The organism is Parachlamydiales bacterium (genome assembly GCA_041671045.1).
Taxonomy (GTDB): domain Bacteria; phylum Chlamydiota; class Chlamydiia; order Chlamydiales; family JABDDJ01; genus JABDDJ01.
Genome location: JBAZCF010000002.1, coordinates 340,263 through 363,292, shown reverse-complemented (window position 1 = coordinate 363,292; position 23,030 = coordinate 340,263). Strand labels below are relative to the sequence as shown.

26 protein-coding genes are annotated in these 23,030 nt (G+C 45.3%); 12 read left to right on the top strand and 14 right to left on the bottom strand.

Features of this window, described 5'->3' with window-relative positions:
* Nucleotides 1-329: 329 nt before the first annotated feature.
* From WC222_04395 to WC222_04380, 4 genes are all read left to right on the top strand, one after another.
* Complete coding sequence (locus WC222_04395; protein ID MFA6915614.1) at nucleotides 330-518, top strand: hypothetical protein; 189 nt, start codon at nucleotides 330-332, stop codon at nucleotides 516-518.
* A gap of 209 nt (nucleotides 519-727) precedes the next feature.
* Nucleotides 728-1,690, top strand: a complete 963-nt coding sequence (locus tag WC222_04390; GenBank protein ID MFA6915613.1) for a hypothetical protein — start codon at nucleotides 728-730, stop codon at nucleotides 1,688-1,690.
* Nucleotides 1,691-1,708: 18 nt separating this feature from the next.
* A complete protein-coding gene (locus WC222_04385; GenBank protein ID MFA6915612.1) occupies nucleotides 1,709-2,698 on the top strand; it encodes a hypothetical protein in 990 nt (329 codons plus the stop codon).
* A 111-nt stretch (nucleotides 2,699-2,809) separates the two neighbouring features.
* Nucleotides 2,810-4,501, top strand: coding sequence for a hypothetical protein (locus WC222_04380; protein MFA6915611.1), 1,692 nt, complete (start codon nucleotides 2,810-2,812; stop codon nucleotides 4,499-4,501).
* A 183-nt stretch (nucleotides 4,502-4,684) separates the two neighbouring features.
* Here WC222_04380 and WC222_04375 read toward each other — a convergent pair whose 3' ends face one another.
* From WC222_04375 to queF, 3 genes are all read right to left on the bottom strand, one after another.
* Nucleotides 4,685-5,338 carry a hypothetical protein gene (locus tag WC222_04375; GenBank protein ID MFA6915610.1) on the bottom strand — a complete coding sequence of 218 codons (654 nt, stop codon included), beginning with the start codon at nucleotides 5,336-5,338 and terminating at the stop codon, nucleotides 4,685-4,687.
* Between the two features lie 12 nt (nucleotides 5,339-5,350).
* On the bottom strand, nucleotides 5,351-7,801 hold the full coding sequence (locus tag WC222_04370) for a hypothetical protein (protein MFA6915609.1): 2,451 nt from the start codon (nucleotides 7,799-7,801) through the stop codon (nucleotides 5,351-5,353).
* 166 nt (nucleotides 7,802-7,967) lie between these two features.
* Nucleotides 7,968-8,327, bottom strand: coding sequence for a preQ(1) synthase (gene queF / locus WC222_04365; GenBank protein ID MFA6915608.1), 360 nt, complete (start codon nucleotides 8,325-8,327; stop codon nucleotides 7,968-7,970).
* A gap of 134 nt (nucleotides 8,328-8,461) precedes the next feature.
* Between queF and gcvT the strand changes: the two genes are divergently transcribed.
* The 5 genes from gcvT to WC222_04340 all read left to right on the top strand — a co-directional run bounded on the left by gcvT (nucleotide 8,462) and on the right by WC222_04340 (nucleotide 12,966).
* A complete protein-coding gene (gene gcvT / locus WC222_04360) occupies nucleotides 8,462-9,511 on the top strand; it encodes a glycine cleavage system aminomethyltransferase GcvT (protein MFA6915607.1) in 1,050 nt (349 codons plus the stop codon).
* Nucleotides 9,508-9,870 carry a glycine cleavage system protein GcvH gene (gene gcvH, locus WC222_04355; protein ID MFA6915606.1) on the top strand — a complete coding sequence of 121 codons (363 nt, stop codon included), beginning with the start codon at nucleotides 9,508-9,510 and terminating at the stop codon, nucleotides 9,868-9,870. The genes gcvT and gcvH overlap by 4 nt, the downstream gene beginning before the upstream one ends.
* A gap of 40 nt (nucleotides 9,871-9,910) precedes the next feature.
* A complete protein-coding gene (gene gcvPA / locus WC222_04350) occupies nucleotides 9,911-11,248 on the top strand; it encodes an aminomethyl-transferring glycine dehydrogenase subunit GcvPA (GenBank protein ID MFA6915605.1) in 1,338 nt (445 codons plus the stop codon).
* Complete coding sequence (gene gcvPB, locus WC222_04345; protein ID MFA6915604.1) at nucleotides 11,242-12,675, top strand: aminomethyl-transferring glycine dehydrogenase subunit GcvPB; 1,434 nt, start codon at nucleotides 11,242-11,244, stop codon at nucleotides 12,673-12,675. The genes gcvPA and gcvPB overlap by 7 nt, the downstream gene beginning before the upstream one ends.
* A gap of 90 nt (nucleotides 12,676-12,765) precedes the next feature.
* Nucleotides 12,766-12,966: a hypothetical protein gene (locus tag WC222_04340; protein ID MFA6915603.1), complete on the top strand. Its 201-nt coding sequence runs from the start codon at nucleotides 12,766-12,768 to the stop codon at nucleotides 12,964-12,966.
* A 73-nt stretch (nucleotides 12,967-13,039) separates the two neighbouring features.
* Here WC222_04340 and WC222_04335 read toward each other — a convergent pair whose 3' ends face one another.
* Together WC222_04335 and WC222_04330 are read right to left on the bottom strand one after the other, a co-directional pair.
* Nucleotides 13,040-13,327 carry a hypothetical protein gene (locus tag WC222_04335; protein ID MFA6915602.1) on the bottom strand — a complete coding sequence of 96 codons (288 nt, stop codon included), beginning with the start codon at nucleotides 13,325-13,327 and terminating at the stop codon, nucleotides 13,040-13,042.
* Nucleotides 13,328-13,608: 281 nt separating this feature from the next.
* Nucleotides 13,609-14,886, bottom strand: a complete 1,278-nt coding sequence (locus WC222_04330) for a hypothetical protein (protein ID MFA6915601.1) — start codon at nucleotides 14,884-14,886, stop codon at nucleotides 13,609-13,611.
* 88 nt (nucleotides 14,887-14,974) lie between these two features.
* On the opposite strand from WC222_04330, the gene WC222_04325 reads away from it, so the two are divergent.
* Nucleotides 14,975-15,616, top strand: a complete 642-nt coding sequence (locus WC222_04325; protein MFA6915600.1) for an HAD family hydrolase — start codon at nucleotides 14,975-14,977, stop codon at nucleotides 15,614-15,616.
* A 214-nt stretch (nucleotides 15,617-15,830) separates the two neighbouring features.
* Here WC222_04325 and WC222_04320 read toward each other — a convergent pair whose 3' ends face one another.
* From WC222_04320 to WC222_04310, 3 genes are read right to left on the bottom strand one after another with little or no spacing between them, the layout of a single operon-like run.
* The gene (locus tag WC222_04320) at nucleotides 15,831-16,457 is read right to left on the bottom strand and encodes a pseudouridine synthase (GenBank protein ID MFA6915599.1); all 627 of its coding nucleotides are present in this window, start codon (nucleotides 16,455-16,457) and stop codon (nucleotides 15,831-15,833) included.
* A complete protein-coding gene (locus tag WC222_04315; protein MFA6915598.1) occupies nucleotides 16,457-17,263 on the bottom strand; it encodes an RNA methyltransferase in 807 nt (268 codons plus the stop codon). The genes WC222_04320 and WC222_04315 overlap by 1 nt, the downstream gene beginning before the upstream one ends.
* Nucleotides 17,256-18,095, bottom strand: a complete 840-nt coding sequence (locus tag WC222_04310; protein MFA6915597.1) for a class I SAM-dependent methyltransferase — start codon at nucleotides 18,093-18,095, stop codon at nucleotides 17,256-17,258. The genes WC222_04315 and WC222_04310 overlap by 8 nt, the downstream gene beginning before the upstream one ends.
* 149 nt (nucleotides 18,096-18,244) lie before the next feature.
* Here WC222_04310 and WC222_04305 point away from each other — a divergent pair, with 149 nt between their 5' ends.
* Nucleotides 18,245-18,973, top strand: a complete 729-nt coding sequence (locus tag WC222_04305) for a hypothetical protein (protein MFA6915596.1) — start codon at nucleotides 18,245-18,247, stop codon at nucleotides 18,971-18,973.
* A gap of 120 nt (nucleotides 18,974-19,093) precedes the next feature.
* Here WC222_04305 and WC222_04300 read toward each other — a convergent pair whose 3' ends face one another.
* On the bottom strand, nucleotides 19,094-19,384 hold the full coding sequence (locus tag WC222_04300; protein ID MFA6915595.1) for a hypothetical protein: 291 nt from the start codon (nucleotides 19,382-19,384) through the stop codon (nucleotides 19,094-19,096).
* A 309-nt stretch (nucleotides 19,385-19,693) separates the two neighbouring features.
* On the opposite strand from WC222_04300, the gene WC222_04295 reads away from it, so the two are divergent.
* Nucleotides 19,694-20,368 (top strand): hypothetical protein, encoded by a 675-nt coding sequence (locus WC222_04295; protein MFA6915594.1) that lies wholly within the window; start codon nucleotides 19,694-19,696, stop codon nucleotides 20,366-20,368.
* Here WC222_04295 and WC222_04290 read toward each other — a convergent pair.
* From WC222_04290 to nrdR, 5 genes are all read right to left on the bottom strand, one after another.
* Nucleotides 20,339-20,809 carry a CinA family protein gene (locus WC222_04290; GenBank protein MFA6915593.1) on the bottom strand — a complete coding sequence of 157 codons (471 nt, stop codon included), beginning with the start codon at nucleotides 20,807-20,809 and terminating at the stop codon, nucleotides 20,339-20,341. The two genes, WC222_04295 and WC222_04290, sit on opposite strands and share 30 nt — an antisense overlap.
* A 1-nt stretch (nucleotide 20,810) precedes the next feature.
* On the bottom strand, nucleotides 20,811-21,509 hold the full coding sequence (locus WC222_04285; protein MFA6915592.1) for a hypothetical protein: 699 nt from the start codon (nucleotides 21,507-21,509) through the stop codon (nucleotides 20,811-20,813).
* On the bottom strand, nucleotides 21,487-22,011 hold the full coding sequence (lspA, locus tag WC222_04280) for a signal peptidase II (protein ID MFA6915591.1): 525 nt from the start codon (nucleotides 22,009-22,011) through the stop codon (nucleotides 21,487-21,489). The genes WC222_04285 and lspA overlap by 23 nt, the downstream gene beginning before the upstream one ends.
* Nucleotides 22,012-22,015: 4 nt before the next feature.
* Complete coding sequence (locus tag WC222_04275; GenBank protein ID MFA6915590.1) at nucleotides 22,016-22,381, bottom strand: TraR/DksA family transcriptional regulator; 366 nt, start codon at nucleotides 22,379-22,381, stop codon at nucleotides 22,016-22,018.
* Between the two features lie 72 nt (nucleotides 22,382-22,453).
* Nucleotides 22,454-22,936: a transcriptional regulator NrdR gene (gene nrdR, locus WC222_04270; GenBank protein MFA6915589.1), complete on the bottom strand. Its 483-nt coding sequence runs from the start codon at nucleotides 22,934-22,936 to the stop codon at nucleotides 22,454-22,456.
* Nucleotides 22,937-23,030 lie beyond the last annotated feature (94 nt).

The window sequence follows — 23,030 nt, the reverse complement described above, 5'->3', positions numbered from 1 at the left end:
CTTATCAAGCTAAAAATTAATTGACTGTTTGCATTTTTTGCTATAAATTGTTACATGCTAAAACTAGGTAAGGTAAACATTTTACTTTACCCATCTTAATACTAGTGGAACGACAGAGCAGAGAAGGAGGTGGCTTTAGTCATTAGCAGCTCGAAACCACGCACTTTGAGATGATTAACGAAGATTATTAATTTGAACTTGAACGTTCAGAGCAAAAACTCTGAACGCTAGAACTTGAAGGACCAAGAGTCACTCTTGGGCTTTCTACATTAGACAAGCCCTAGAGGCTTAGGGTTCTTCCAACTATCTACGGATAGATGGAGTATAGTGTGAGCTTTAACCATGCAACCGTTGCAATAGACGATCTGCAAGAAACAGAAATGGAATCTATGACTGAGATCAATGTTATAGAACCTCATCTGTTCCTCTTACAGAAGAAGTCTTCTGAGGTAGGTTTTGTCGGAGCAAATTCCGTAAAAACCATTACCATCAGCGGTATCCTATCAGTCTCTTTTTAAATATGTTCCGCCGGAGGAAATCCTCCGGCGGCCTTGTTACAGCAAAAAATATTCCATCTTCTTGCATCTAATTAAAAAAAAGATTAAGTTCAGCCACAGACATAAGCCGACTGTTTGTATTCCTACAAGAGCGTGCTTACAATCCATTTAAGCGAATGGCCTGTTAGCTCCGCCCAAAGCAATATATGCAGCTTTTACAAGGTGACGCAATGAATTTACTCTCTCCCCGGTGGCTTACTATTTTTCTTATTGCCACTGCCCTTACTAGCTCAGCTCAGATCTACGCTGACGATTCAGATTTCATAACAGAAGATACTAGTTTCTATTCTTCTTATAACTCTGGATCTTCCTCTTCAAGTTACAACTGCCCTCCGGGTCCTCCAGGTCCTGCAGGACCTCCAGGCCCTCCAGGAGCACTAGGTCCTCCAGGCCCTGCGGGTCAAGTTGGTCCTCAAGGCCCTCCTGGCGTACAAGGTAACCCCGGCACACCAGGCGCGCCCGGTGCAGCAGGAGCTCCCGGTGCTCAAGGTCTGCAAGGCCCTGCAGGACCCCAAGGACCTAACGGTCAAAACGGACAACCAGGCATGCCAGGCGCAACAGGAACAGCCGGAGCTCCAGGAGCCGCGGGCCCCCCAGGCGCTGACGGCATCGACGGCGCTGCAGGAGCCCCTGGCCCAGCAGGCGCACCCGGCGCACCAGGAGCCAATGGAGCTACAGGCGTTCCCGGCCCTCAAGGTCCTCCAGGAGCTGTAGGTCCAACTGGAGCCCCTGGCGCTAACGGTGCCAACGGTGCCAACGGCCCTGTCGGTGTACAAGGACCTGCCGGACCGCAAGGACCCGCAGGACCTGCCGGACCGCAAGGCAATCCCGGCCCTAACAACTTAGTTGTTCCAGCTGGAGCCACAACCATCTCTATTGTCGCAGGCATTATCGATGCAGGAGATATAAATGGTAGCGGACCGGGTTATACCTTTACGCGTACTAATACTACTCCAAGAAGATATCAAATTGCTTTTAATACTTTAAGCCTACCTGCAGTAACCCTCTCTTATGAGAACGGAAGCAACGTAGGTAACACACCGTTTATCTTGTCCAATTCAGTGGGCTTAGTCGAGGTGGAGTTCTCTGATAACGTTAACTCGCTTGACTTCATAGCTATTGAAGCCAACTAAGTGCTAAAGGTATTAAAAATGTTGAAATACTCATTACGAAAGCTATGGCTCCTAGGCATTCCTTTCATTGCCCTTAGCGGCAACTTGAATGCCGAGATAGCTATTGATACGGATCTCCTTCTGGCAGCAGCAGGAGATCCCCCCTTATTTGATACACGCTCTAGCAGCGGGTATTCTTCGGGGAGTGGATATAGCGGAAGTTATTATTCAGGGGCTCCCGGCGTACAAGGTCCTCCAGGTCCTCCAGGTTTTCCAGGCCAAGCAGGTCCCCCAGGACTCAATGGTGTGATGGGCCCTCCAGGCTTACAAGGTCCAGACGGTGATCCCGGTGCAGCCGGTCTTACCGGACCTCAAGGCACCCAAGGCGTTCAAGGTATACCGGGCGTCATAGGCCCCCCAGGCACAGATGGTGTTGACGGTCTTCCCGGACCGGCAGGGGCTCCGGGCGGCGTCGGCCCTCCAGGACCGACAGGTGTTCCAGGCACAACAGGCACATTAGGGGCTTCAGGCCCTCCAGGTCCTCCAGGCCCTACTGGTGACCCTGGAATAGATGGTACGGTAGGCAACCAAGGTGTACAAGGCGTTCCAGGTGCTGGAGGCAATCCCGGAAGTCCGGGTCTTGCGGGCACTCCCGGACTTCCGGGAGCTCAAGGTCCAGTGGGACCGCAAGGCATTGCAGGGCCTCAGGGTCCACAAGGCTCTACGGGTCCAACGGTATTGATTATCCCTGCAGGAACCACTACAGTGTCCATTGTGGAAGGAATCATCGATAAAGATGATCTCAATGGATCGGGCCCCGGCTATATATTTACGCAGACCAATGCCACACCACTTAGGTACCTAATTAATTTTACCACACTACAAGCACCGGTAGTGGTATCAACATTACAAAATGGTGGTAGCGGTTTGTCTGAACCTTTCATCTCTGGTAGAGGTGCAGGTTCGGTCACGATTGAAGCCGACGCGGGCACTAACTTTATTCATTTCCAAGCTGTGGAATTTGATTAGATATGCACAATATGGAAACGGTCTCGACCGTTTCCATTTCTATTCCTAATTTCTAGAAAAAGATATCGCTTCTGTACTATAGTGCTAATATCATCCCATAAAGGTCAAAATATGAAAAAAATTATTAACTCATTAGGTTTGATCCTCCTAGCAGCTGCGGCAGGATATAGCGCATATTGGTATGTTTTAGCAAACAAAGCCGAAACAGCTTTTAAAGAAAGCGTTGCAGAATGGCAGAAAGAGAATAATATCGAGACCGTGACATATGACTCCCTCTCGAAAGAAGGCTTTCCTAGCCACATCAATTTACGTCTTGAAAATGTGAAGGTAAAGAAACATCAGCAAGACAGCAAAGAAAATTTCGAAGTAAAAGTCGACGGCTCCCTGACCCTTTCCATTCCTTTATGGCAGAAAGAAAGGCTGATCACAAGCAACGGCACAACGACAATTCAGTCTGAAATGCTTTCTCAAACAGGACTCCCACATACATTAGTGGTCAAAGGAAAAACAGCATTAGCGCTGGAAGATGGAAACTCCTCCCATTTCGACATTCTGAAAAATGTCCTCCTACAAGAAAAAAATACTACCCAAGACATGAACCTCAGCTTCCTATCTTTCAAGTCCAACCTTGAGGAGATGTCTTTTAACACTGAGATCAATGAAAAAACACCTCTGCAAATCACTTCGGGTCCATTAGACATAAAAGTCAACAGAAGGGACTATAAAGAAGGACAGCAAGACATCACTTACTCTTTATATACTAAAGATCTGCAAGTCAAAACTCCTGATTCCGTTGAAGTGCTTAGCACTTTTTATTATAACCCCACAGACATGGGTAAAACGCAAGTAGAATTGGAAGGTTCTGTATGCTATCCTGAACCAGGAAAATGGGAAGACCTTAGTTCCAATCCATTCCAACCTAGAAAAGCTGAAGCTTGCTTCAAATTAGATAAGTTCAGTTTCAACTCTGAAATCTACACCAGCACCCTGCAAAACTTCGTATTATCCCTATTGCAAGACAATACTTTGTGGACATTAACTTTTAAAGGCTTTGCTGAGAGTACTTATACAGAAAAGTATGATCAAGCTATCCGTAGAGCTTTATCTGTGCTTCTCAAAAGTCCTGAGTTCGCAAAAACTTTTGTCGGAGATAATCCAAAAGAACAAGAACAGCTAATGAATGCTAGAGAGGACATCATCAAACTTATTCCTGCTCTACATGAATTTGGGAAAATTACTAACAAGGTCGATTTCATTGGTTCTGCCGACATGCAAAATAATGTCGTTGAATTCGGTAAATTTGACTTAAGTGCTTTCGACTATATTTTCCCTCCTTATGCACTGTCTATTACGACTAAAGGTGATTTTAAGAACAACTTCTCTGATCCTAATGTCAATGGCTTACTAAAAATCACACGTTATAAGCAGCTCGTAGAGAACCTTACAGATTTCTACAATAAAGTCGTACAGGTTTATAACAAGTATTCCATCTCTAAAGACAACAGCGTTGCATCCTTAAGTCCTGAAGCTATCAAGAAAACTCTAACATTCCTGAATGAGATTTCCGATGATCCGGCTAAAGACACGACAGATCTGCGCGTAACATTTGTATATAATGATCAAGATCACTGGAAAGTGGGCACACTGAAACTGCCAGAGTTTCTAGGAAAAGCCTTTGAATTATATGGCACATTGGTTCCAACTCCTGCACCTGCTCCAGTAATTCCACCACAGGTTTTACCGGCACCTAACAACAGCACTACTCCTAAGGCTCCGGCTGCACCTGTTGCTCCTGCAAAATAAGCAGTCTATTCCCAAAGCGTTGTATAGTGTAAACTATACAACGCTCTTTCTTTTTGACCTTCAGGCCAATTTCCGTTTTATATACATTGTTGACTTAATGAGATATTGCCAGTCCTTCCAGCGCTGGACATATGTGTATAAACAATACTTAGGGCATCGATAAGGTATAAGTGTTACCTAATATTAAGGAATCAACTTGAAGCTTGCCCATAGAGAGGGCTGCTGTTCGATTTGGAATTCTTCGCTTACTGCACTAAAATGCTGCTGGGGTCCAACTGTACGGTTAACTCGATAGGAAATGCCTATCCGATTAAAATTCTCCGGATCGTAGCCTGTCATGCAATGTGAAGGTATAATCAAAGTCAATGAATAAGAGCCGCTATGCTTGCTTGCCTTAACTTCCAAATCTTCATGATTGCACCATTCATGCGCATCCTCTGTACGGAAGTGCGTAATCTCACCTGCTTGGTGTCCTTCGATGCTTTCAGGCAAACAATAAAAATGGTGGCAGTAGCGTGTATTATAACCACTGGTTTTTACGTCACGTGTATCTAAGAAAAGCTCTAAGCTATCGCCGCGTGTCACATCTGGATAGGATACTCTATTAAATGTCTCATTGCAGAGTACATGGATTGCAAGACCCTGTTCAGCCCATCCCATATATATTTCTGCAAAAGCTTCTTCTGCACATAAGCCGGATAAATCCGGGAGACGATACTTCGGATGAGAGAGACGCTTCCCTAAAGATGCCAGCGGCTGTAAATCTATCTTATGCAGTTCAAATGCAAACTGAAAGAAGTTTACGGGTGTCAGTATTAGGGGCGTCTCTTCATCCATGCACTGTGTTCCTTATTCCGGAAGGGTCTCAGGAAGCCCCATTTCGGAGGCCCCATTCCCGGGTGATCCAAGGAACTCTATTGATATCGCTTTTTTCTCTAACATATGATCAACAGAAGCGGAAGCTAGCTTCTGCATTGCTTCGTGGCCAAGGAGACGATGTGCTTCAATAGTTTTATCAAAGAGTGGATCGCTCGCATCTCCGAGCCCCTTATTGGTGACTTGGAAAAAAGCTAGGTCTCCGTTCACAGGCGTTGACACTTTAGACCAATCATTGAGTGTTAAGCTGAAGGCTTGATTCAGATCTATGTTGGCATGGGTAGAAGATCTATTCTCTTTGAAAGGCTCTGCTACTAATTTCCATTGGTCTTGAATGTTTGGTAAAGGTTTCCACGTGATTTCTGAACCTTCTCCCTCTGTGATGGCTTCATTGACCATTGCATTGAGGGAGGTTGCATCTGTAGCAGCTTTGTTACGCAGAGTACGCATATATTTGTAGAGGCGCAATGAAGCAGCTCTATCGCTCGTGAGCGGAGGGGCATCTTTGGGCATCAAGCCGCTTGCGACAGCATCATCACGTATGTTTTTTAAGATGATTGCAAAATAATCATCGGCAATTTCATTACGTACTTCTTCAAATTGCTTCCAACTGCCATCAGGACGTTTGAATTTTTGCGGGTTTTTGTCGCGAATAGTCAAATAATATCCCTTGAGAGAGGCATCGATAAGCGGATCAAGCAATCCACGTTCTTTCGCAGCTGCAAAAGGTATTATTTCTGCTGTTTTTGGTTTCTCGACAACGTTGATACTATAATAATGAGTCTCGTCTGTAGTAAAGCGTTTCAAAGAAGCATGAGCCGACATAGAATCAGCTTTATCGCTAAAAGATCCCTTGCCGACCGGTGCGTTATCTAATAGCTCAATAAGTTGTGCATTATCCTTCAAATTAGTAAAAGGTGCGGCATTGCCACGGTAGCTGATAGCAACTTCCTGTTTCTTTACAGGGGCTTTTGCTAGGGCATCTGTCAGCCAGTCATTATGCATATCCACAATCTCTTTGCGTGCATAGAAGTCTACTTTTGCACGCAAAGCAGGTTCTAAAGCATCAATTGCGTTGCGCTTATCTTCTGGCTTTGTGACTTGGGCTTTTCCAAGCTCCGGAAACTCTTTTACGATTTTATTCCAGCCGGCAGGAGAAGTTTCCCAATCCCACATTTCTTTAATGGAAACTTTGCCTTGAAGTGTTTTTTTATCTACCGATGCAATTTCTAAGATATAGCGTTTTTGAGCTAACTCTGGATTACGGTTGATGATTTCATCTACACTGAAGAAAGTTTTGGGAAGTTCTAGAGGGTCGCTACCTTTCTTTGAAATAGATTTAAGGTACATTTCAAGAGCTTGAAGATCATGAAAGTCTTTAATTTGCAATGCTTTAGGTAATGCATACCCTACACCGACCACACCTTCACCTGCAAACTCACCAAAGCGCTCGAAAGCGAATCTGTTGACCAGCGCAAGGCTGCCCGTGTTATTATATAAGCGGCGGAAAAGCATCACTTGCTGCCAAAGGTGGACAGCACGGCCCTGGTCTAAATTCATTCTTTGCAGCTGCTGTCTAAAATAATCTCCGGTTGTAGAAACACCTAAGCGGGGATTGTTTTGTAGCTGTTGGAAACTGGTCGAAGTATTTTTTATCAGATCGGCCAAAGCCTCTTCACGTGAAACTTCATAACCCAGTTCGCGCGCTTGAGCAGAGCTATTGTAAATGAATTCAGCCAATAAATGAATAAAGCGGGGGCCAAACCAATCGGAGAGGTTATGGTAGCCAAAGAGAGTCAAATCTGATTGAACAATCGAATCATCAGGTTTTATCCAGTTATATTGCTGTTGTTGGTATAACAGCATCTGCTTAAGCATTGGCTCAGAAAACTTTTTTTGAGCAAGGTAAAGGTTGATCCTGCTGCGTAATGCTTCAGGTGTCACTGCGCTGGATTGCTGCTGAAGTTCAAATAGCTGCGTATTGATTTCCGGAGCGAAATAATTCCATACTGCAAGGGAGCTTAAAAAAGGTGCGCTGGGATGTTTGTACCCTTTAAATCGCTTTTCTTTTTCAAGTTTAGCCTCTAATTCAGGGCTAAGCACGCCCGCAAATTTTTCTGCAATAATTGCTGCTAACCCCGTATCGAGGAAATCCTTGGATATCACTCCATCATTGAGGAAGTTAGGGCCCCACATTCCTCCAAAGAGGACTTTATCTTCCATGTCAGTCGACAGGAAAAGTGCCATATCATCCACATCCGCACGTGTGATCTGTGTGCCGTCTACAGCATCAAAAGTAGGTGTATTCAGCGGACGCATCGTAGATATTGCGTTGAACGTTCCGAAAAAGGAAAAAGAGATCACAACAAAAAAAGTGATGATCAGAAAGAAAGACCGTTGGTATTTGCGAAAAAATTCGAGCATGATAGGAAAACTCCAGATTTGCTGTCAGGGATGCTAACAAATCTTTAGCTTTCCCCTCAAGTGGTAAACCCAACATATCCACTAAAATCGGTGATTAAGTTGAACTCTCGGTGGATGTAGTAAAGCAAACTTCAATGATAGAGAAAATTTTAAGCCCAATTTTGTATTAGGAAGTACAGCCGGCATTCCAATAGGAAATAGGAATCAGACGCATCCCCCCGCGGGCAGAGAACTCACCTTTGACAGTTAAGCTTTTGGGTTGAAGTGCTTTGCCTAAGTCGTCGCAAATCTTGTTGATAGCGAATTCCTGGAAAAACTTAGCGTTGCTGAATGACGCTAAATAGTTCTTTAGCGAAATCATCTCGATCAATTTCTCACAAGGCGTATAAGTGATAGTCAATGTCGCAAATTCAGGCTTGGAAGTGTAAGGGCATAAGCAGGTAAACTCGTCACAGACGAGGGTAACCTCATAATGGCTATGCGCATATTCGTTTGGAATGATCTCCAATAATTTCTGATTAGGCATCCTAAAAATTTCTCTTGTTTCACGTGAATTTTAATAAACTATAGCATAAGGTAGCTTATCTGATAAGACTTAGCTGGAATATATATATACAGACTGTGCAGTAATTTATTGAAGCACGCGCGGAGAATATGACAATGCAAACTCCATTATATCCTATCCACGCTGCTTTAGGCGCTAAGATCATCGACTTCTCGGGCTGGGAAATGCCCATCCAATATCAAAGCATCCTTGAGGAACATAAAGCTGTACGCGAACACGCGGGTATCTTTGACGTATCTCATATGGGACGCATCTCGGTCATGGGTCCTGACGCTGAGCTTTTCTGCGACTTTGTGTCGACCAACACTATTGCACATAAGAAAGATGGGCAAGCCATCTACACCGTTCTCTGCCGCGAAGATGGCACTGCCATCGATGACGTCATTATTTTACGCCACTCCCCGCAAAACTGTTCTGTCGTTTCAAATGCATCTAACAGAGAAAGGGTACTTTCACACCTTCAAGTTTCAGCGAAAGATTTTAATGTCGCTATCAACTCTCCCTACACAAATGAGGGCATCTTAGCTATCCAAGGCCCTTCTTCATTGACCATCGCTTCCAAATTATTTCCCGAAACTGCCTCATTAGCTCCCATGACCTCCATAAAAACTGCTGGACTCCTCATCTCCCGCACAGGTTATACCGGTGAGAAGGGAATAGAAATTTTCGTCCCTTTTTCACAGCTGAAAGAAATATGGGACCTCTTCATACAAGAAGGTGTAGTACCTGTGGGCTTAGGCGCAAGAGATACCCTCCGCCTCGAAAAAGGTTACGCCCTCTTTGGACATGAACTCAGCGACACCACCCAACCCACAGAAACTGTCTCTGCCTGGGCGGTTAAACTCACTAAAGAAAATTTCATCGGCAAACAAGCTCTTTTAAAAGAATCCTCCGGTAGACATCAATATGGAATCATCCTGGATGAGCCGGGGATTGCCCGGGCTGGGTGCCCTGTAGTAATGCAAGGAAACCAAATCGGCGAGGTCACTTCCGGAACTTTCTCTCCTACATTGAAAAAAAGCATTGCTATCGTTATGGTACATCATGTGCTTCAAGCAGGGGATAAAATCGAAGTTAATATTAGGGATAAACCCTGCCGCGCCACTGTTGTACAACTCCCTTTCTACAAAGGACCTTCCCAATGAAATATACCCCCTCACATGAATGGATCGAAACTAAACCCCAAGATTATGCCATCGTAGGCATCACTGACTACGCCCAAAAAGAACTCGGCGATATTGTCTATATTGAGCTGCCTAAAGTGGGACGCCTTGTCAAAGCAGGCGAGCAAATTTGCGTTCTAGAATCAACTAAAGCCGCTGCCGACGTATATAGCCCCGTCTCAGGGACTGTAACTGAAGTGAATGACCAACTTAAAGATAACTCCAGCCTTGTAAACTCCGATGCCGAAGGCTCAGGCTGGCTATATAAAATAGACTTGTCTGCCCCTAATGAATTAGATTCCCTCCTCGACCAAGATGCATACCAAGCACGCATTTCGTAAGGACTGACTAATTCCAACGTTGTAAAGGACTCCCGCACAGATGGATTTTATCTCCAACAGCTCCCACCAACAAAAAGAAATGCTGCGCATCATCGGTGTCAGCTCCATCGATGAACTCTTCAAATCTATCCCCTCCGCTATTCTGCAGAGTTCAATTGCGCTTGATGACGGCCTCTCAGAAAGCGAAGGTATGCAAAAGATGGAAGCTATCGCCGCAATGAACACCTACCCGGCTTTTGATAGCTATCTCGGTGGCGGCGCCTATGAACACCATGTCCCCGCTATTGTTGGGGCCATCTGTGCTAAATCGGAATTCCTCACTGCATACACTCCCTACCAACCTGAAGTTTCTCAAGGCATGCTTCAAGTCATCTTCGAATTCCAATCTGTGATCTGCGCACTCACGGGTATGTACGCCGGAAACGCTTCTTTATACGATGGAGCCTCGGCCTGCGCAGAAGCTGCTCTCATGGCTTTAAGGGTCCAAACCCCCAAAAGAAAACTGCTTATCAGTGCTTCCCTACACCCCTCTTACAAAGATGTCATCCGCCAATATGCAGAATTCGCCGCTTCCGAAATCATAGAAATCCCTTTCAATGACTCCCTCACCATCGACGAATCTCAATACGAATCCCTACTAGATGACAAAACCGCCGCTGTCATCATCCAATCTCCCAATGTCTTCGGCTGCATCGAAAATACTCCCCTTCTGTTCGAAAAAGCCCACGCCAATGATAGCCTTGCCGTCCAATGCGGCAATCCTCTCGCCTATGGAATTTTCCACTCCCCCTCACATGCCAAAGCCGATATCGCCGTTGGCGACTGCCAGCCTCTCGGCCTCCCACTCAATTTCGGCGGTCCCTACGTCGGCTACATAACCTGCACGCAAGAGCTCCTCCGGCAACTTCCCGGGCGGATCGTCGGCGAAACAGTCGACACCGAAGGACGCCGCGGCTTCGTCCTAACCCTCCAAGCCCGTGAACAACATATCCGCCGCGAAAAAGCGACTTCCAATGTCTGTACAAACCAAGCCCTCGCAGCCCTCGCCAGCCTCGTCGCCATCCTTTGGTACGGTAAGACAGGCCTTCCTAAGCTTGCCCTCACCAACTACCAACGCGCTGCCTACCTGCGCCATTCCCTCGCTAAACTACCTCACTTCACTGTCATCAACAATGACAGCTCTTTCAATGAGTTTGTCATCACATCATCCAAACCCATCGACACTGTCCTTAAACATTTCCGACAAGCAGGCATCATCGCCGGATTCCCTCTGAAAGAGTGGTTCCCTTCTATGGAAAACTCCCTCCTCCTCTGTGCCACGGAAATGAAATCAAAATCTCAACTCGACCGCTACGTGGAGGTTGCTTCCCAATGCTAACCGCTTTTGAAAAATCTCAAAAAGGCCAACGCTCCTACAGCCTTCCCAAAGAAGATTCGGCCTGGACAAACTACCACCCACCGCACAACCTCCTCCGCGAAACACCTCCCCCACTCCCCGAAATATCCGAAATTGATCTTACACGCCACTTCAGCCAGCTCGCGCGCAGAAATATGGGCATCGACACCAACTTCTACCCTCTCGGCAGCTGCACAATGAAGCTTAACCCCCGCGTCAACGAATGGTGCGCCTCCCTGCCCTCTTTTCAACGCTCCCATCCCTTAGCACCCAGCGACACTGTCCAAGGCAACCTCTACGTCATTTATCATCTACTGCAGCTGCTGTGCCAAATTACGGGTATGCACACTGGATCCCTCTCCCCTAACGCAGGTGCCCAAGGCGAACTCACCGGCATCAAAATGATCGCTGCCTTCCACGCCCATAATAATGATTCCGGACGCAACGAAATGCTCGTCCCCGATAACGCACACGGCACCAACCCGGCCACTGCCGCCATGGTAGGATACAAAATCATCGTCCTACATACCACCCCCGACGGCGATATCGACCTGGAACAGCTCCGCTCCCTAGCAGGACCGAAAACCGCCGGTCTAATGCTCACTAACCCTAATACTCTCGGACTTTTCAGCTCCAAAATTCTCGAAATAGCTAATATCGTTCACTCCGCCGGCGGCCTCCTCTACTACGACGGCGCCAACTTAAACGCTATCCTCGAAATCGCCCGCCCAGGACAAATGGGCTTCGATGTTATGCACCTCAACCTCCATAAAACTTTCTCCACCCCCCACGGCGGCGGCGGGCCCGGTTCAGGCCCTGTCCTATGCAACGAGAAACTCTCCCCTTTCCTCCCTCTCCCCCTTATCCATAAATCTAACGACTCATTTCTCCCCGTCCCCTCCTCTCCCCTATCCATCGGACGCATCGCCTCTTTCTTCGGTAACTTCGCCATATACCTCCGCGCCTACCTATACTCTATTCTCCACGGCCGCTATGGCCTAAGACGCATCGCCGAAAACGCCGTCCTCAATGCCAACTACCTAAAGAAACTTCTGGGCAACCTCTTCACCGACCCCTACCCCCAGCATTTCTGCATGCACGAATTCGTCCTTCAAGCTGACAAATTTCCAAACATCAAAGCCCTCGACATCGCAAAACGCCTGCTCGACTACAACTTCCACGCCCCCACCATCTACTTCCCTCTCATCATCAAGGAATGCCTACTCATCGAACCCACCGAAAGCGAATCAAAAAACACTCTAGACTCCTTCCTCTCCGCCGTCCTCGCCATCCACACCGAATGCACTCAAAACCCCGAACTCCTCAAAAACGCCCCCCTACTTCAACCTGTCTCCCGCCTCAACGAAGTCCAAGCTGCCCGACACCCCAAACTCACCACCTTCCATTAGAATGAAGTTGTCAAAGCTATAGCAATGCTTGGAGGGTGCCTTGGGAGGGTGGAAGCGTCTCCAAGAAAATGATCGATACAATAGAAGAATTTGGGAATTATTCAATTTGAAAAAGATGTGGGTACTAGACAGGCTATAGAAGTACTAGACGCTTGTTTAGCTTACATCTCATTAGAGATGTCTGAGGAACAGATTTTTAGACGAATGTTATTAAATTTGTCTGGCTTAAACTTCCGTACTTTTGTTTTTGGAAGCCAGGAACAAAAAATTATAGATAATGATGGCCATTAAGCATTTTTTACAGTTGAAGAGATCAAGAAAATAAAAGATGCGGAAGATACATTAAAAAGGGAGTTGTTATCCATCATTCTTTGCGATGAAATATTCTTAATCCAATTTCTGGGATTTTGTCTGATAATGATAAAACAATTCTATGAATATTTATGGAAATATCTATAAAATCAGCATAAATTTCCGTTACTACTATTTCTGATAACTCCTCCTCTTCTTCAGAAGGAGGGGTTTCATAATAAAAATAAAGCTCAACAGTATTTTCTTTCAAATTAGTATTTATCGCTCTTAAATTTGGAGTAATACTCCCTAAAAGAGCTACTTGTAAAGCACATCTTATTGCAGATATTGTTATATTCATAAATTACCAAAAGTAGATTCGGGATGTGCTGGAATAATATGCGCACCTTTTTTTGAATAATGAATGTGACCTTTTGCTGTGGGTAAAGAAAGAGTACTCTCTTTATCTTTCCATATACCTATATGTTCACCAAAGTCAATTAATTCTCTATGGTTGGGATTACCAGGAATCTCTTTGTTTATAGGCCTACCTTTACCAGCAAATTTTGTAATTAAACTTTCTGGATCTGGATGCTCAAAGATACTCTTCCCTTGTTGGTAATTATGTTTTCCAACTATATGTCAAGGGGGCGAAGCCCCCTTGAGGCGGTTTTCTAGGTCGTCGACAATTTTGGAGCTTAGACCTTCGTCATCGATGGGGGTGGAGGGTGGAGCGATGGGGGCCATGGAGGTGAGGACATCTTCGAGGGTTTTGAATTGTTCGAGGATGTTGTCGGTCATATTAGTGATGGCGGGTGCGTCTTGGTGTGAGGAGTTGGCGAAGAGATTTTTAATGTCGTTGAAGGGTTGAAGGAGGACATCGAAGGAGATAGATTTGTCATTTTTGAAGATATTTTTAGCATTTTGATCGAGTTGCGAGAGGAGGACGGTATAGAAGGGAGCGATTTCGAGGTAGGTGGTATCGACTTTTTGAGGCAGCATTTTAGCTAGCTCCGTCAGTGCGATAGAAGATTTGAATGAAATATCGGGGATATTATGCTCTGACGCTATGCGTGTGGCACGTCCTAGGTATAGTAAAGGATATTGTGCTGTGGTGATGTCGTATTGGGCGGCATCAAGAGCTATTTTTCCTAGGATATTCACGACATGGGAGCATATCGGTTCCAACTTCATCTCGGCAGCTTTGTTGTTGATCATTTCCAAACGTTGAAAGGCAAAAAGCAGGACGTAGGAAACGGTATCGACACCCGAGTCCTTTTTTCCTTCAGAAACGTTAGGAAGGTGATGACTAATGCTTTTACTAGCCTGCAGGAAGTTGCGTAGAATATCATGGATATCGTCGAGGACTTGCATAGAAAGGGAAAGACGGCCATTGCGTGCTGCTTGGACGCCTACTTCGGAGATAGCATCAATCCAGGCGCAAACCTCGCCATACTTTTCTTCTTTAATGCCTTTTTTGGCTGCAGCATTGAAGTAATCTAAAGTATGCGCAGGGCTTAAGTAATTGCTCATACGCGCTGTTGCCACCTGGATGGCATCTAAGGATATTCCCAGTAATACTACAGCTATCGCTAGCAACGCAGAGACAGGAATGAAATGCGTAATAGATAAATCAATTGCTAACACAAACATCAACAAAGGCAACAGCAAACTCCAATAGCGAATATAGCTGAGTATATTATCGTTGTGGAACAGCTCTGTTACCCTCGGCGTAGCCGTTAACTCAGCTTTCTGCAAGGGACGCCAAATCATCGCACTCAAGAATGGCAACGCCAAACCCATAATCAAGCCCACTAACGCAATAACTGCCGCAAAGGCATTGACACTTCCACTCGCCACTTCGATAGGATGAAATGACAGATACACTGCTACCGCTACCGATACTATTGTCCCTAGCATAATAAAGCCTCTAATATATACTTTATTTGCATACTAACGAATTAATGACTTAGAGGGAATGGAAATGCCCCGCTCTCAGGAGAACTCAATGAATACAACACCTATCGCCGCCTTCGACTTCGACGGCACACTCACCCACAAAGAAAGCCTTATTCAATTTATTAAATTCACTCACGGCTTCCCCATAAAACTGATACGCACCCTTCCCACTCTCCTGAAATCTGCCCTAGGCCTCGCCTCACGACAAGAAGCTAAAGAAGCCATACTCTCCTGCCTCTACAAAAACACTCCCCGCTCCTCTCTAGAAGCCACCGGACAATCCTTCTCCGACTCCATACTCGACAACATCCTCAACCCCGAAATGATGGAAACTCTACGCTGGCACCAAAATCAAGGACACATCTGCGTCCTCGTCAGCGCCAATATCGACATCTACCTCGTCCCCTGGGCAAAAAAACACAACTTCCACCACGTCATATGCTCCCAACTAGAAACCTCTCCCTCCGGACTCATCACCGGTAAACTCGCCCACCCCAACTGCTGGGGACCCGAAAAAGCACGACAACTCCTCCTCCTCATCTCCTCACAAAACTACAACCCCTCCCAAATCTACGCCTACGGCGACAGCCGCGGCGACACCGAAATGCTCGCTCTCAGGGGGCTTCGCCCCCTGAACCCCCACCAAAGGGCAAAGCCCTTTGGAAACCGCGTTCCTCCCTCCGGGAACTAAACGTGTGTGGGGCTTGGTTGATTGTGTAGTAAAAGCAGAATTCACGTGGCAATTAAATTAAACGATTTAAATACAATTGTTTAATCTAATTGTAGTGAGCTTAATTAGAGAGATAGCTCTGTCTTTCAATTAAAAAATAATTATTTTAATTAGATTAGTTACAATGTAGCGATATAACTTGCGGATTCCAAAGGGCTTTGTACTTTGGTGGGGGTCAAGGGGGTGAAGCCCCCTTGAAGTAGTCGGGGAGTGGAGCTGAGAGGGTGATGATATTTTTGAGGGTGGGGTGCGGGAAGGAGAGCGAAGAGTGGTGGAGAGCAATGCCTTGGGGAAAGGGTTGGTGGGAGTTGTATTTGGCATCGCCGAGTACAGGATGGTTTATAGCGCTGAGTTGAGCACGAATTTGGTGGTAGCGGCCTGTGATAAGGTTAATTTTTAGTAGGGAGGAGTTGTGGTAGGAGGTGATAGTTTCATAGCATAGCTGACATTGCTTAGCTTTGGGATGTTTGGAGAGGATGGCTTTATGTTGGAATTCGTCGTGGAACAGGGAGTGGGTTAGGGTGTTACTGTGTGGTGTAGGTTTACCTTGGACTAGGGCCAGGTATGTTTTAGTGAAAAGATTGTTACGAAGGGACTCATTAAGACGGCTGAGGGCTTTACTAGAGGTAGCAAAAAGAACTATTCCGCTTACCGGCGTATCAAGGCGGTGTACTGGATAGAGGAATGTCTTTTGGGAATGAGCTTTAACAAGGGCTTCAAAACTATTATTTTCTCCTTGTGTGGGTATTCCTGCTGGTTTTACTGCGGCTAGTACGTGGTTGTCTTGATAGAGGATGATCATCACGCGCCTCTTTGTCTTAAGGCTTCGTAGAGGAGCAGCGTCGTTGCCGTAGCGACATTGAGGGAGTCAGCCACGCCGCACATGGGGATAGCGACTTGCAGGTCAGCTTGCTGCATCCATAATGGCGAGAGTCCGAGCTGCTCGGTGCCGACGGCGATAGCGAGGGGTTGCTTCATATCAGCGTGGGTGAAGAGTGTATTAGCGCTGGGTGTTGCAGCTAGGATAGCGATCTTATTTTCCCTCAGCCAAGCAATAGCTTCGGCGCTCGTCGTTTCGATCACAGGGATAGTAAAAAGAGTACCGACGCTGGCGCGGACAACATTGGGGTTATATATGTCAGTGCAGCGATCGCAGACGATGACGGCAGTGGCACCTACGGCATCCGCACTGCGTAAAATAGTGCCGAGGTTGCCGGGCTTTTCTATTGCTTCTGCGATCAGATAGAGTGGTGAAGCGTGCTTGGAAAGTGAGCTTAGCGTGGGGTGGCGTTGGGGGGCTTCAGCAAGGAGGCCGTCAGGACGGTCGCGGTAGGCCATTTTTGTGAAGACTTCTTTACTGCAACGGAATATTGCAGTTCCTTTCTTTCGGATTGTGTCTATGAGGGTGGGCTCGTTAGTACCAAGGAAAAGTTCAGGACAGTAATACAGGGTGGATATCCCCCATTGGCTATCCACAGCCCGCAGGAGTTCGCGATAGCCTTCGATGAGGAAAAGATTTTTCTCATCGCGTTCGGAACGGTTGCGTAATTTTACAACGCCTTTAACACGTGGATTTTGGTTGCTGGTAATAGTGAGATCGTTATCCATGGCACCACCAAGCGTAAGTACCGCTAGGGAGGGGGTAAGATCCCTTTTGTTGCGTTTCAAGAAGAAGTTCTCCAGATTCTACAGTACCCTTAAGGCCATGCATCGCTTGCTCCATCAATTTCTTGATGATGTAAGGGGTGAATCCCGGGGTATGGCAAGAAAGGGCTATGAAGAGGGGTTTCTCGCTTAGAAGCGCGCGGCATTGGGTGAGTAACGGAATGATTTGCTCTTCTATTTTGAATACTTCTCCGTTAGGACCACGGCCAAAAGAGGGCGGGTCGAGGACGATAGCGTCATATTTTTTACTTCGGCGTTGTTCCCTTGCGAGAAACTTGCTGACGTCGTCCACGATCCAACGGATAGGAGCATTATCAAGATTATTCAGGGCAGCATTTTCGCGGGCCCAGGCAACCATAGGTTTGGAAGCGTCGAGATGGCAAACCTCCGCACCTGCTTTAGCAGCAGCGAGGGTGACACCGCCTGAATAGGCAAAAAGGTTAAGTAGCGACGGTTTAGAAGGCGCATTTTGTAGGATGTCCGTCATCCAACGCCAGAACATTTGCTGTTCAGGAAAGATACCTAGGTGGCCAAAGTCTGTGGGGGAAATTTTGAAGGCGATATTTTCTACTTCAACAGTCCAAAGAGGAGGAAGAGGGAGCGCGGAGATCCAACGGTTGCTGCCGTCGCGTGTGAAATTTGCGTGCGCTTTTTTCCATACATCTTCTTTCTGCTGAGGAAGCCATACGGCTTGTGCGGCAGGACGGGCGATGATAAAGGGCCCGAATTGCTCTAGTTTCTGTCCATTGCCGCTATCGATTAACTGGTAAGACACAGAGAGTTTCCTTGTGAAGTTTTACAATAATAAAATAAAGAAAATCATAACACTGCAATCCTTTTAAAAGAAGTGAAAATTTAATTTACAATAACACTTTAATAATGATATAAAATGTTTAATTTTTAAAATTAAACCGAGATTTATATATGGCTAGCTTTATTAATGATATTAATTTCACTTATTCTAGTGTACTTACACAAATGGGAAAAGTTTATTCAGAGTGGCAACTGGGTGGAATCGCAGGTATCAAAGAATCGAAAAAAGGCTTTGCTTCCTTTGTTGGTGCTTCATTCAAAACCTTAGGTGCACTAGCTTTTGCAGGTTCAGTATTTGCCTTCAAAGCCGCCTTTTTCAATGCGGTCAGCATTCCGGGTGCCTTAGGCTATGTCGCTCTCAGTTCTTTAGGCCTCCTTGCAGGTCATGATTTAGGTGAGATCGGATATAAAAAAGGCGATGCCAATAGTAACAACGACAAAAGGCCTATCTATTTTGGAGATATTCCTGAAAAAGAAGGTCGGCCGGCTTTAGGAGGCGGCATGCTTGGATGCATATTTTACTTAGATGATCACGGCATAAAGCAAAATAGAACAAATGAGATGCGTAATAGAGCTCTTACTGATCAAGCTAAAGCCCTCGCGTATAAACGTGATGAGCATCTTATTACGGTTTCTCTAAAAGATATGCGCATGGTTTCTCTTGTGAATGATTATTTTGAACAAGACTCTTGGTATGCTCCTTGCTCCTATATTGGAAGACTGGTGTTCAGCATTCACCTATACTGTTTACACAGCAACGCTTACAACGGCTTTTTAGGAAATTTCATTGCTGACCATAACTATGACGTAAAAGGCAAATCCCCTGAATCTCCACAATAGTGTAGAGAATAACCTTGTCCTAGTATAGGAGTACGGTGACTTGTCCTTGCAGTTGGACATCTTTTTCTTGCATTATATGGAATCTATCTTCAAATTATTGCAGTCCTTCGAAGGACTGCATTATCCCATACAAAGGGCTAAGAAAAGCTCGCCCGCTTCGATTTCTCTATTGGCTTGTAGGATCAAAGCTGACTCAGATACTGTCAAATAGGGAATTTTGGCGCTCGCATACCACCATCCGGCTATGCCTGCACAGAGGGGTAATGTTATCTGAAGACCTAGGGATGCAGTTGGGTATTGTTCTATTGTTGCGCTAAAAAGGGGCGCAATCATTTGTTGGCTTGCATATGTTCCTACCGAAAATACAGCTATAGCTACTTTATTTCTGTGCTCACATAAAACATTCCGCATTTTATCCAAATCAAAGCTATGAAAAGAGCTTTCAATTTCTTGTTACACTCTTTCTAAAAACAATATTTTAACTATGAATTTAATCACGAACTATTACAATACATTAACGATTATATTAAATCTAATAATATACATTTATCTATAAAACAACTTATACAGCTACAAGTAATATATTTAAATTAAAACGCAATAACTATCATTACTAGAATTATCAAACGCCTTTAAACATAATTTTACATTTCTTAACACAAAATTAATATTAATATTTTAAAATATTGTATTATTAACTGTTTTTCGAGGAGAAAAATAATGGGTCCTATAAATACATTTATAGAAGATGTTAAAGAAAGTTACTCACATTTCCCTAAAAATCTAAAGGGGGTTTATAAGGGACTTTCAAGAGGAATGGATGGTATTAAGTCTCTATCCTTTCAATTTGCAGCCGCACGTACTGCCCTACAAACTGTAGGGGGACTTGCATTTGTTGGTTCAGCATTTGCATTCAAAGCCGCTTTGTTCTCTTCCACACTTTCCGGCGGTTTAGGTTTTGTGGCCCTCGGAGCTCTTTGTCTAATGGCAGGTCATGATCTCAGCGAGATTGCTGCAAACATTGGTTCAACTTCAGTACCTCCTACACGCCATAGCGATGCTAGTTGGATAACCCAACGTCTTCAAGAAGCCGCGAATGAGGTTAATTCATTTGTTGAAAAAGCAGTTGGTTTTAAGCCTAGAATGTCTGAAGCAAAAGCTATAGTGGAAAGAGGTACCTTTCCTACACCTACAGATGCTGTAGTAATTAAGTTTTACAAGCCAATTAATCAAATCGCAGACAATACTTATTTTGAAGCAGGGACAGATAAACTTCACTGCATCATGCTAAAACACGACGTGTACAACACAGTTGCGAACGGCGTGATTTCCGGAGTAAATACCATTTATGGAATTTACAGTTCTTTAGCGAATCGCGTCTCTCAAAGCGTGTAGAACTTCTTCACAGGCGGCATGGATAATTTCTTCCCTGCCGCCTTTTAATTTCAAGAGCATCCCTTTCACATTTTCCGGCGTAGCAATCGCAATCCAAACTGTTCCGACAGGCTTTTCGGGTGATCCGCCTGTGGGCCCGGCAATACCTGTAGTTGCTAAGGCATAGTCTGACTTTAATTTGCGCTGTATGCTTTGCGCCATTGCACAAGCTATTTTTTCGCTGACTGCGCCATTTTCAGCAATCCATGTGTGCGGGATATCTAGCAAGATTTCTTTGGATTCATTCGAATAGGTGATAACACTTCCCAAATAGTATTTTGAAGCACCTGGAAGCAGGGTGAAACAGTGGGAAAGGGCTCCGCCGGTACAGGATTCGGCAATGGACAGTGTGAGCTTCTTTTGTAAGAAAATGTGATGAAGCTCTTCTGCCAAAGTCATCATATTAGATGACCTGGATATTTTGTGCTTTAAGCTGGCAGTGATTGTTTATCCAGGGCAGACACTCTTTACCTAGACGTAGAGAGCTGCGCACTGTATGTTCCCCTGTTTGAAAGGATGTAGGCAAAGTATTGTGTCGGATCCAGCGTTGGAGGGTTTTAAACAGGCTGTAGTTGGGTGGGTTATCCTCTTCTGTGGTTTGACAGACACGTCCTGTACCGCTTTCGATATACATCTGAGGATAGGAAAGCTGTACTCCCCACGTGATAGCTTCTTTCCCGAAGACCATGCTATGCATTTTATTATCGTAAGGAGAATAGCTCATCGTATGGTGTTGAATCTGAATCAACGGGTGGTTGGGACGGAGAAGGAACTCCCCTTTCTGTACATCTTGGAGGTAAACGGAATCATCGTCTGTAGAGAGACAAGCAGAGAAAAAAGTCCTGCATTTAGCTAGATCAGGCTGCTCCCCTTGGCTTAAGGCCACGATATAGTCGTTATAGGCTTGGCTGAAAAGAACGGAGTGATTAGCAAATTCATCTTTTTGCCAAAGACTTCCACAAAGATAGAGGGAAGGCTGTGTCAAATGCTCTAATAAGCTATTGAATTCTTCAGGGGCTAGCAAAACCTGCAAAGCAGTCCATTTGGAGGCTTGCAAAACAGGTTTTTGCTGGGGTGTGCTAATCGGAGGTATTGCCTGCATGGGGAACTTTATTCACTTCAAAAAAGGCGTTAATGCAAAGTAAAACGGCCCCTACGGTAATAAAGGCATCGGCAACGTTGAAAACGGCAAAGTCATGTCCCCAGAATGTAAAGAGGAACATATCGACCACGAAACCGTAGACGAAAGTGTCGATGACATTGCCCAGAGCGCCGGCTGCAATGAAAGTCAGTGGGATGACCTTGAATGCGTCCCTATTAAAGAAGACGAGGTAGCCTATAAGGGCAAGAACCGTCGAGATGCGTACAACCAAGAGGGTGTTTTGCCAGCCGGCGAAACTGCCCCAGGCGGCGCCTTTATTAGGAACGCAGGTGATAGAGAAGTCTATTCCCCAAAAATCTTTGAAGACAGGGTATTCCACAAAGAAAAAGGGGGATTCTTGAAACGTGGAATAGACAGCGTACTTTGTCCATGCGTCGACACAGAGGATTGCGATAGCGATGAAAAACGCCCAGTTTAAAAGTACGCGGTATTGTCGGTCCATGCGATTAGATCAACCCTTTTTCCATTTGCTCTTGGACTTTTACAGTGACGCATGCATAAGGAATTGCGTAGAGTCTGGCAGGTGGTATTTCTTCGCCGGAAACGTCGCAGATACCGTATGTATTTTCATCAATTTTCTGCAGTGCGCGGTCAATATGCCTAAGAATAGTATATTCTTTACTGGTCAATTCCAGGTTGATTGTGCGGTCAAAGTCATCTGTCCCCTGGTCGGCTTGGTGTTGCGAGTAGCCGGTAGCTTCATCTGGGGTTTTAACTTCAGCGGCAGAACCTTGAAGGGTTTTGGTTAGCTGTGCGCGTAAAAGCAAAAGTTTATTTTTGAATTCAGCGATTTCGCTCTTTTTTAGAGCCATTGTTGCCTCCAGGCTTATATTGTTCTCAAATGGTTCTAGATAATATTTATATTATATATAAAACCAATTAATTTAGTTATCAATTAAAACAGGCTCTTCTTCGCCATCTTTTGCGGGCAGAGCTTCAATAAGGTTTCTTAATTGATCGATCTTTTTAAAACGGCGGTAGACGCAGGCAAAACGAATGTATGCAACAGGGTCAAGTTCCTGCAGGTGTCGCATAACGATTTCCCCAAGTTCTTTCGTATCTATAGCTCTTTGGGGAGAGTCCATCAATTCACCGGTAATCTTATCTGTAAGGATAACCACTTTATCATGGCTGACAGTAGTATGATTACAAGCTGCGGCGATGCCATTCAGAAGTTTGTGTTTTTGAAAATCTTCATAGCGTCCATCACGTTTATGGACTTGAAGAGCAAGCTCGACAGTTTCAAATGTTGTAAAGCGTTTATTGCATTTTTGGCATTCACGGCGGCGGCGTATAGCATTGTGCTCGGCAGCTTCACGGGAGTCGGTGACTTTCAATTCGTCATGTTGGCAGAATGGGCAGCGCATTGAAGTTTGTTAAACACTCTAATAATAAGGAATCGCTAAAATGAAGGATTGGGAGTTTTTTTGTCACGCGAAATGATCTTGCATTCCTAGAGAA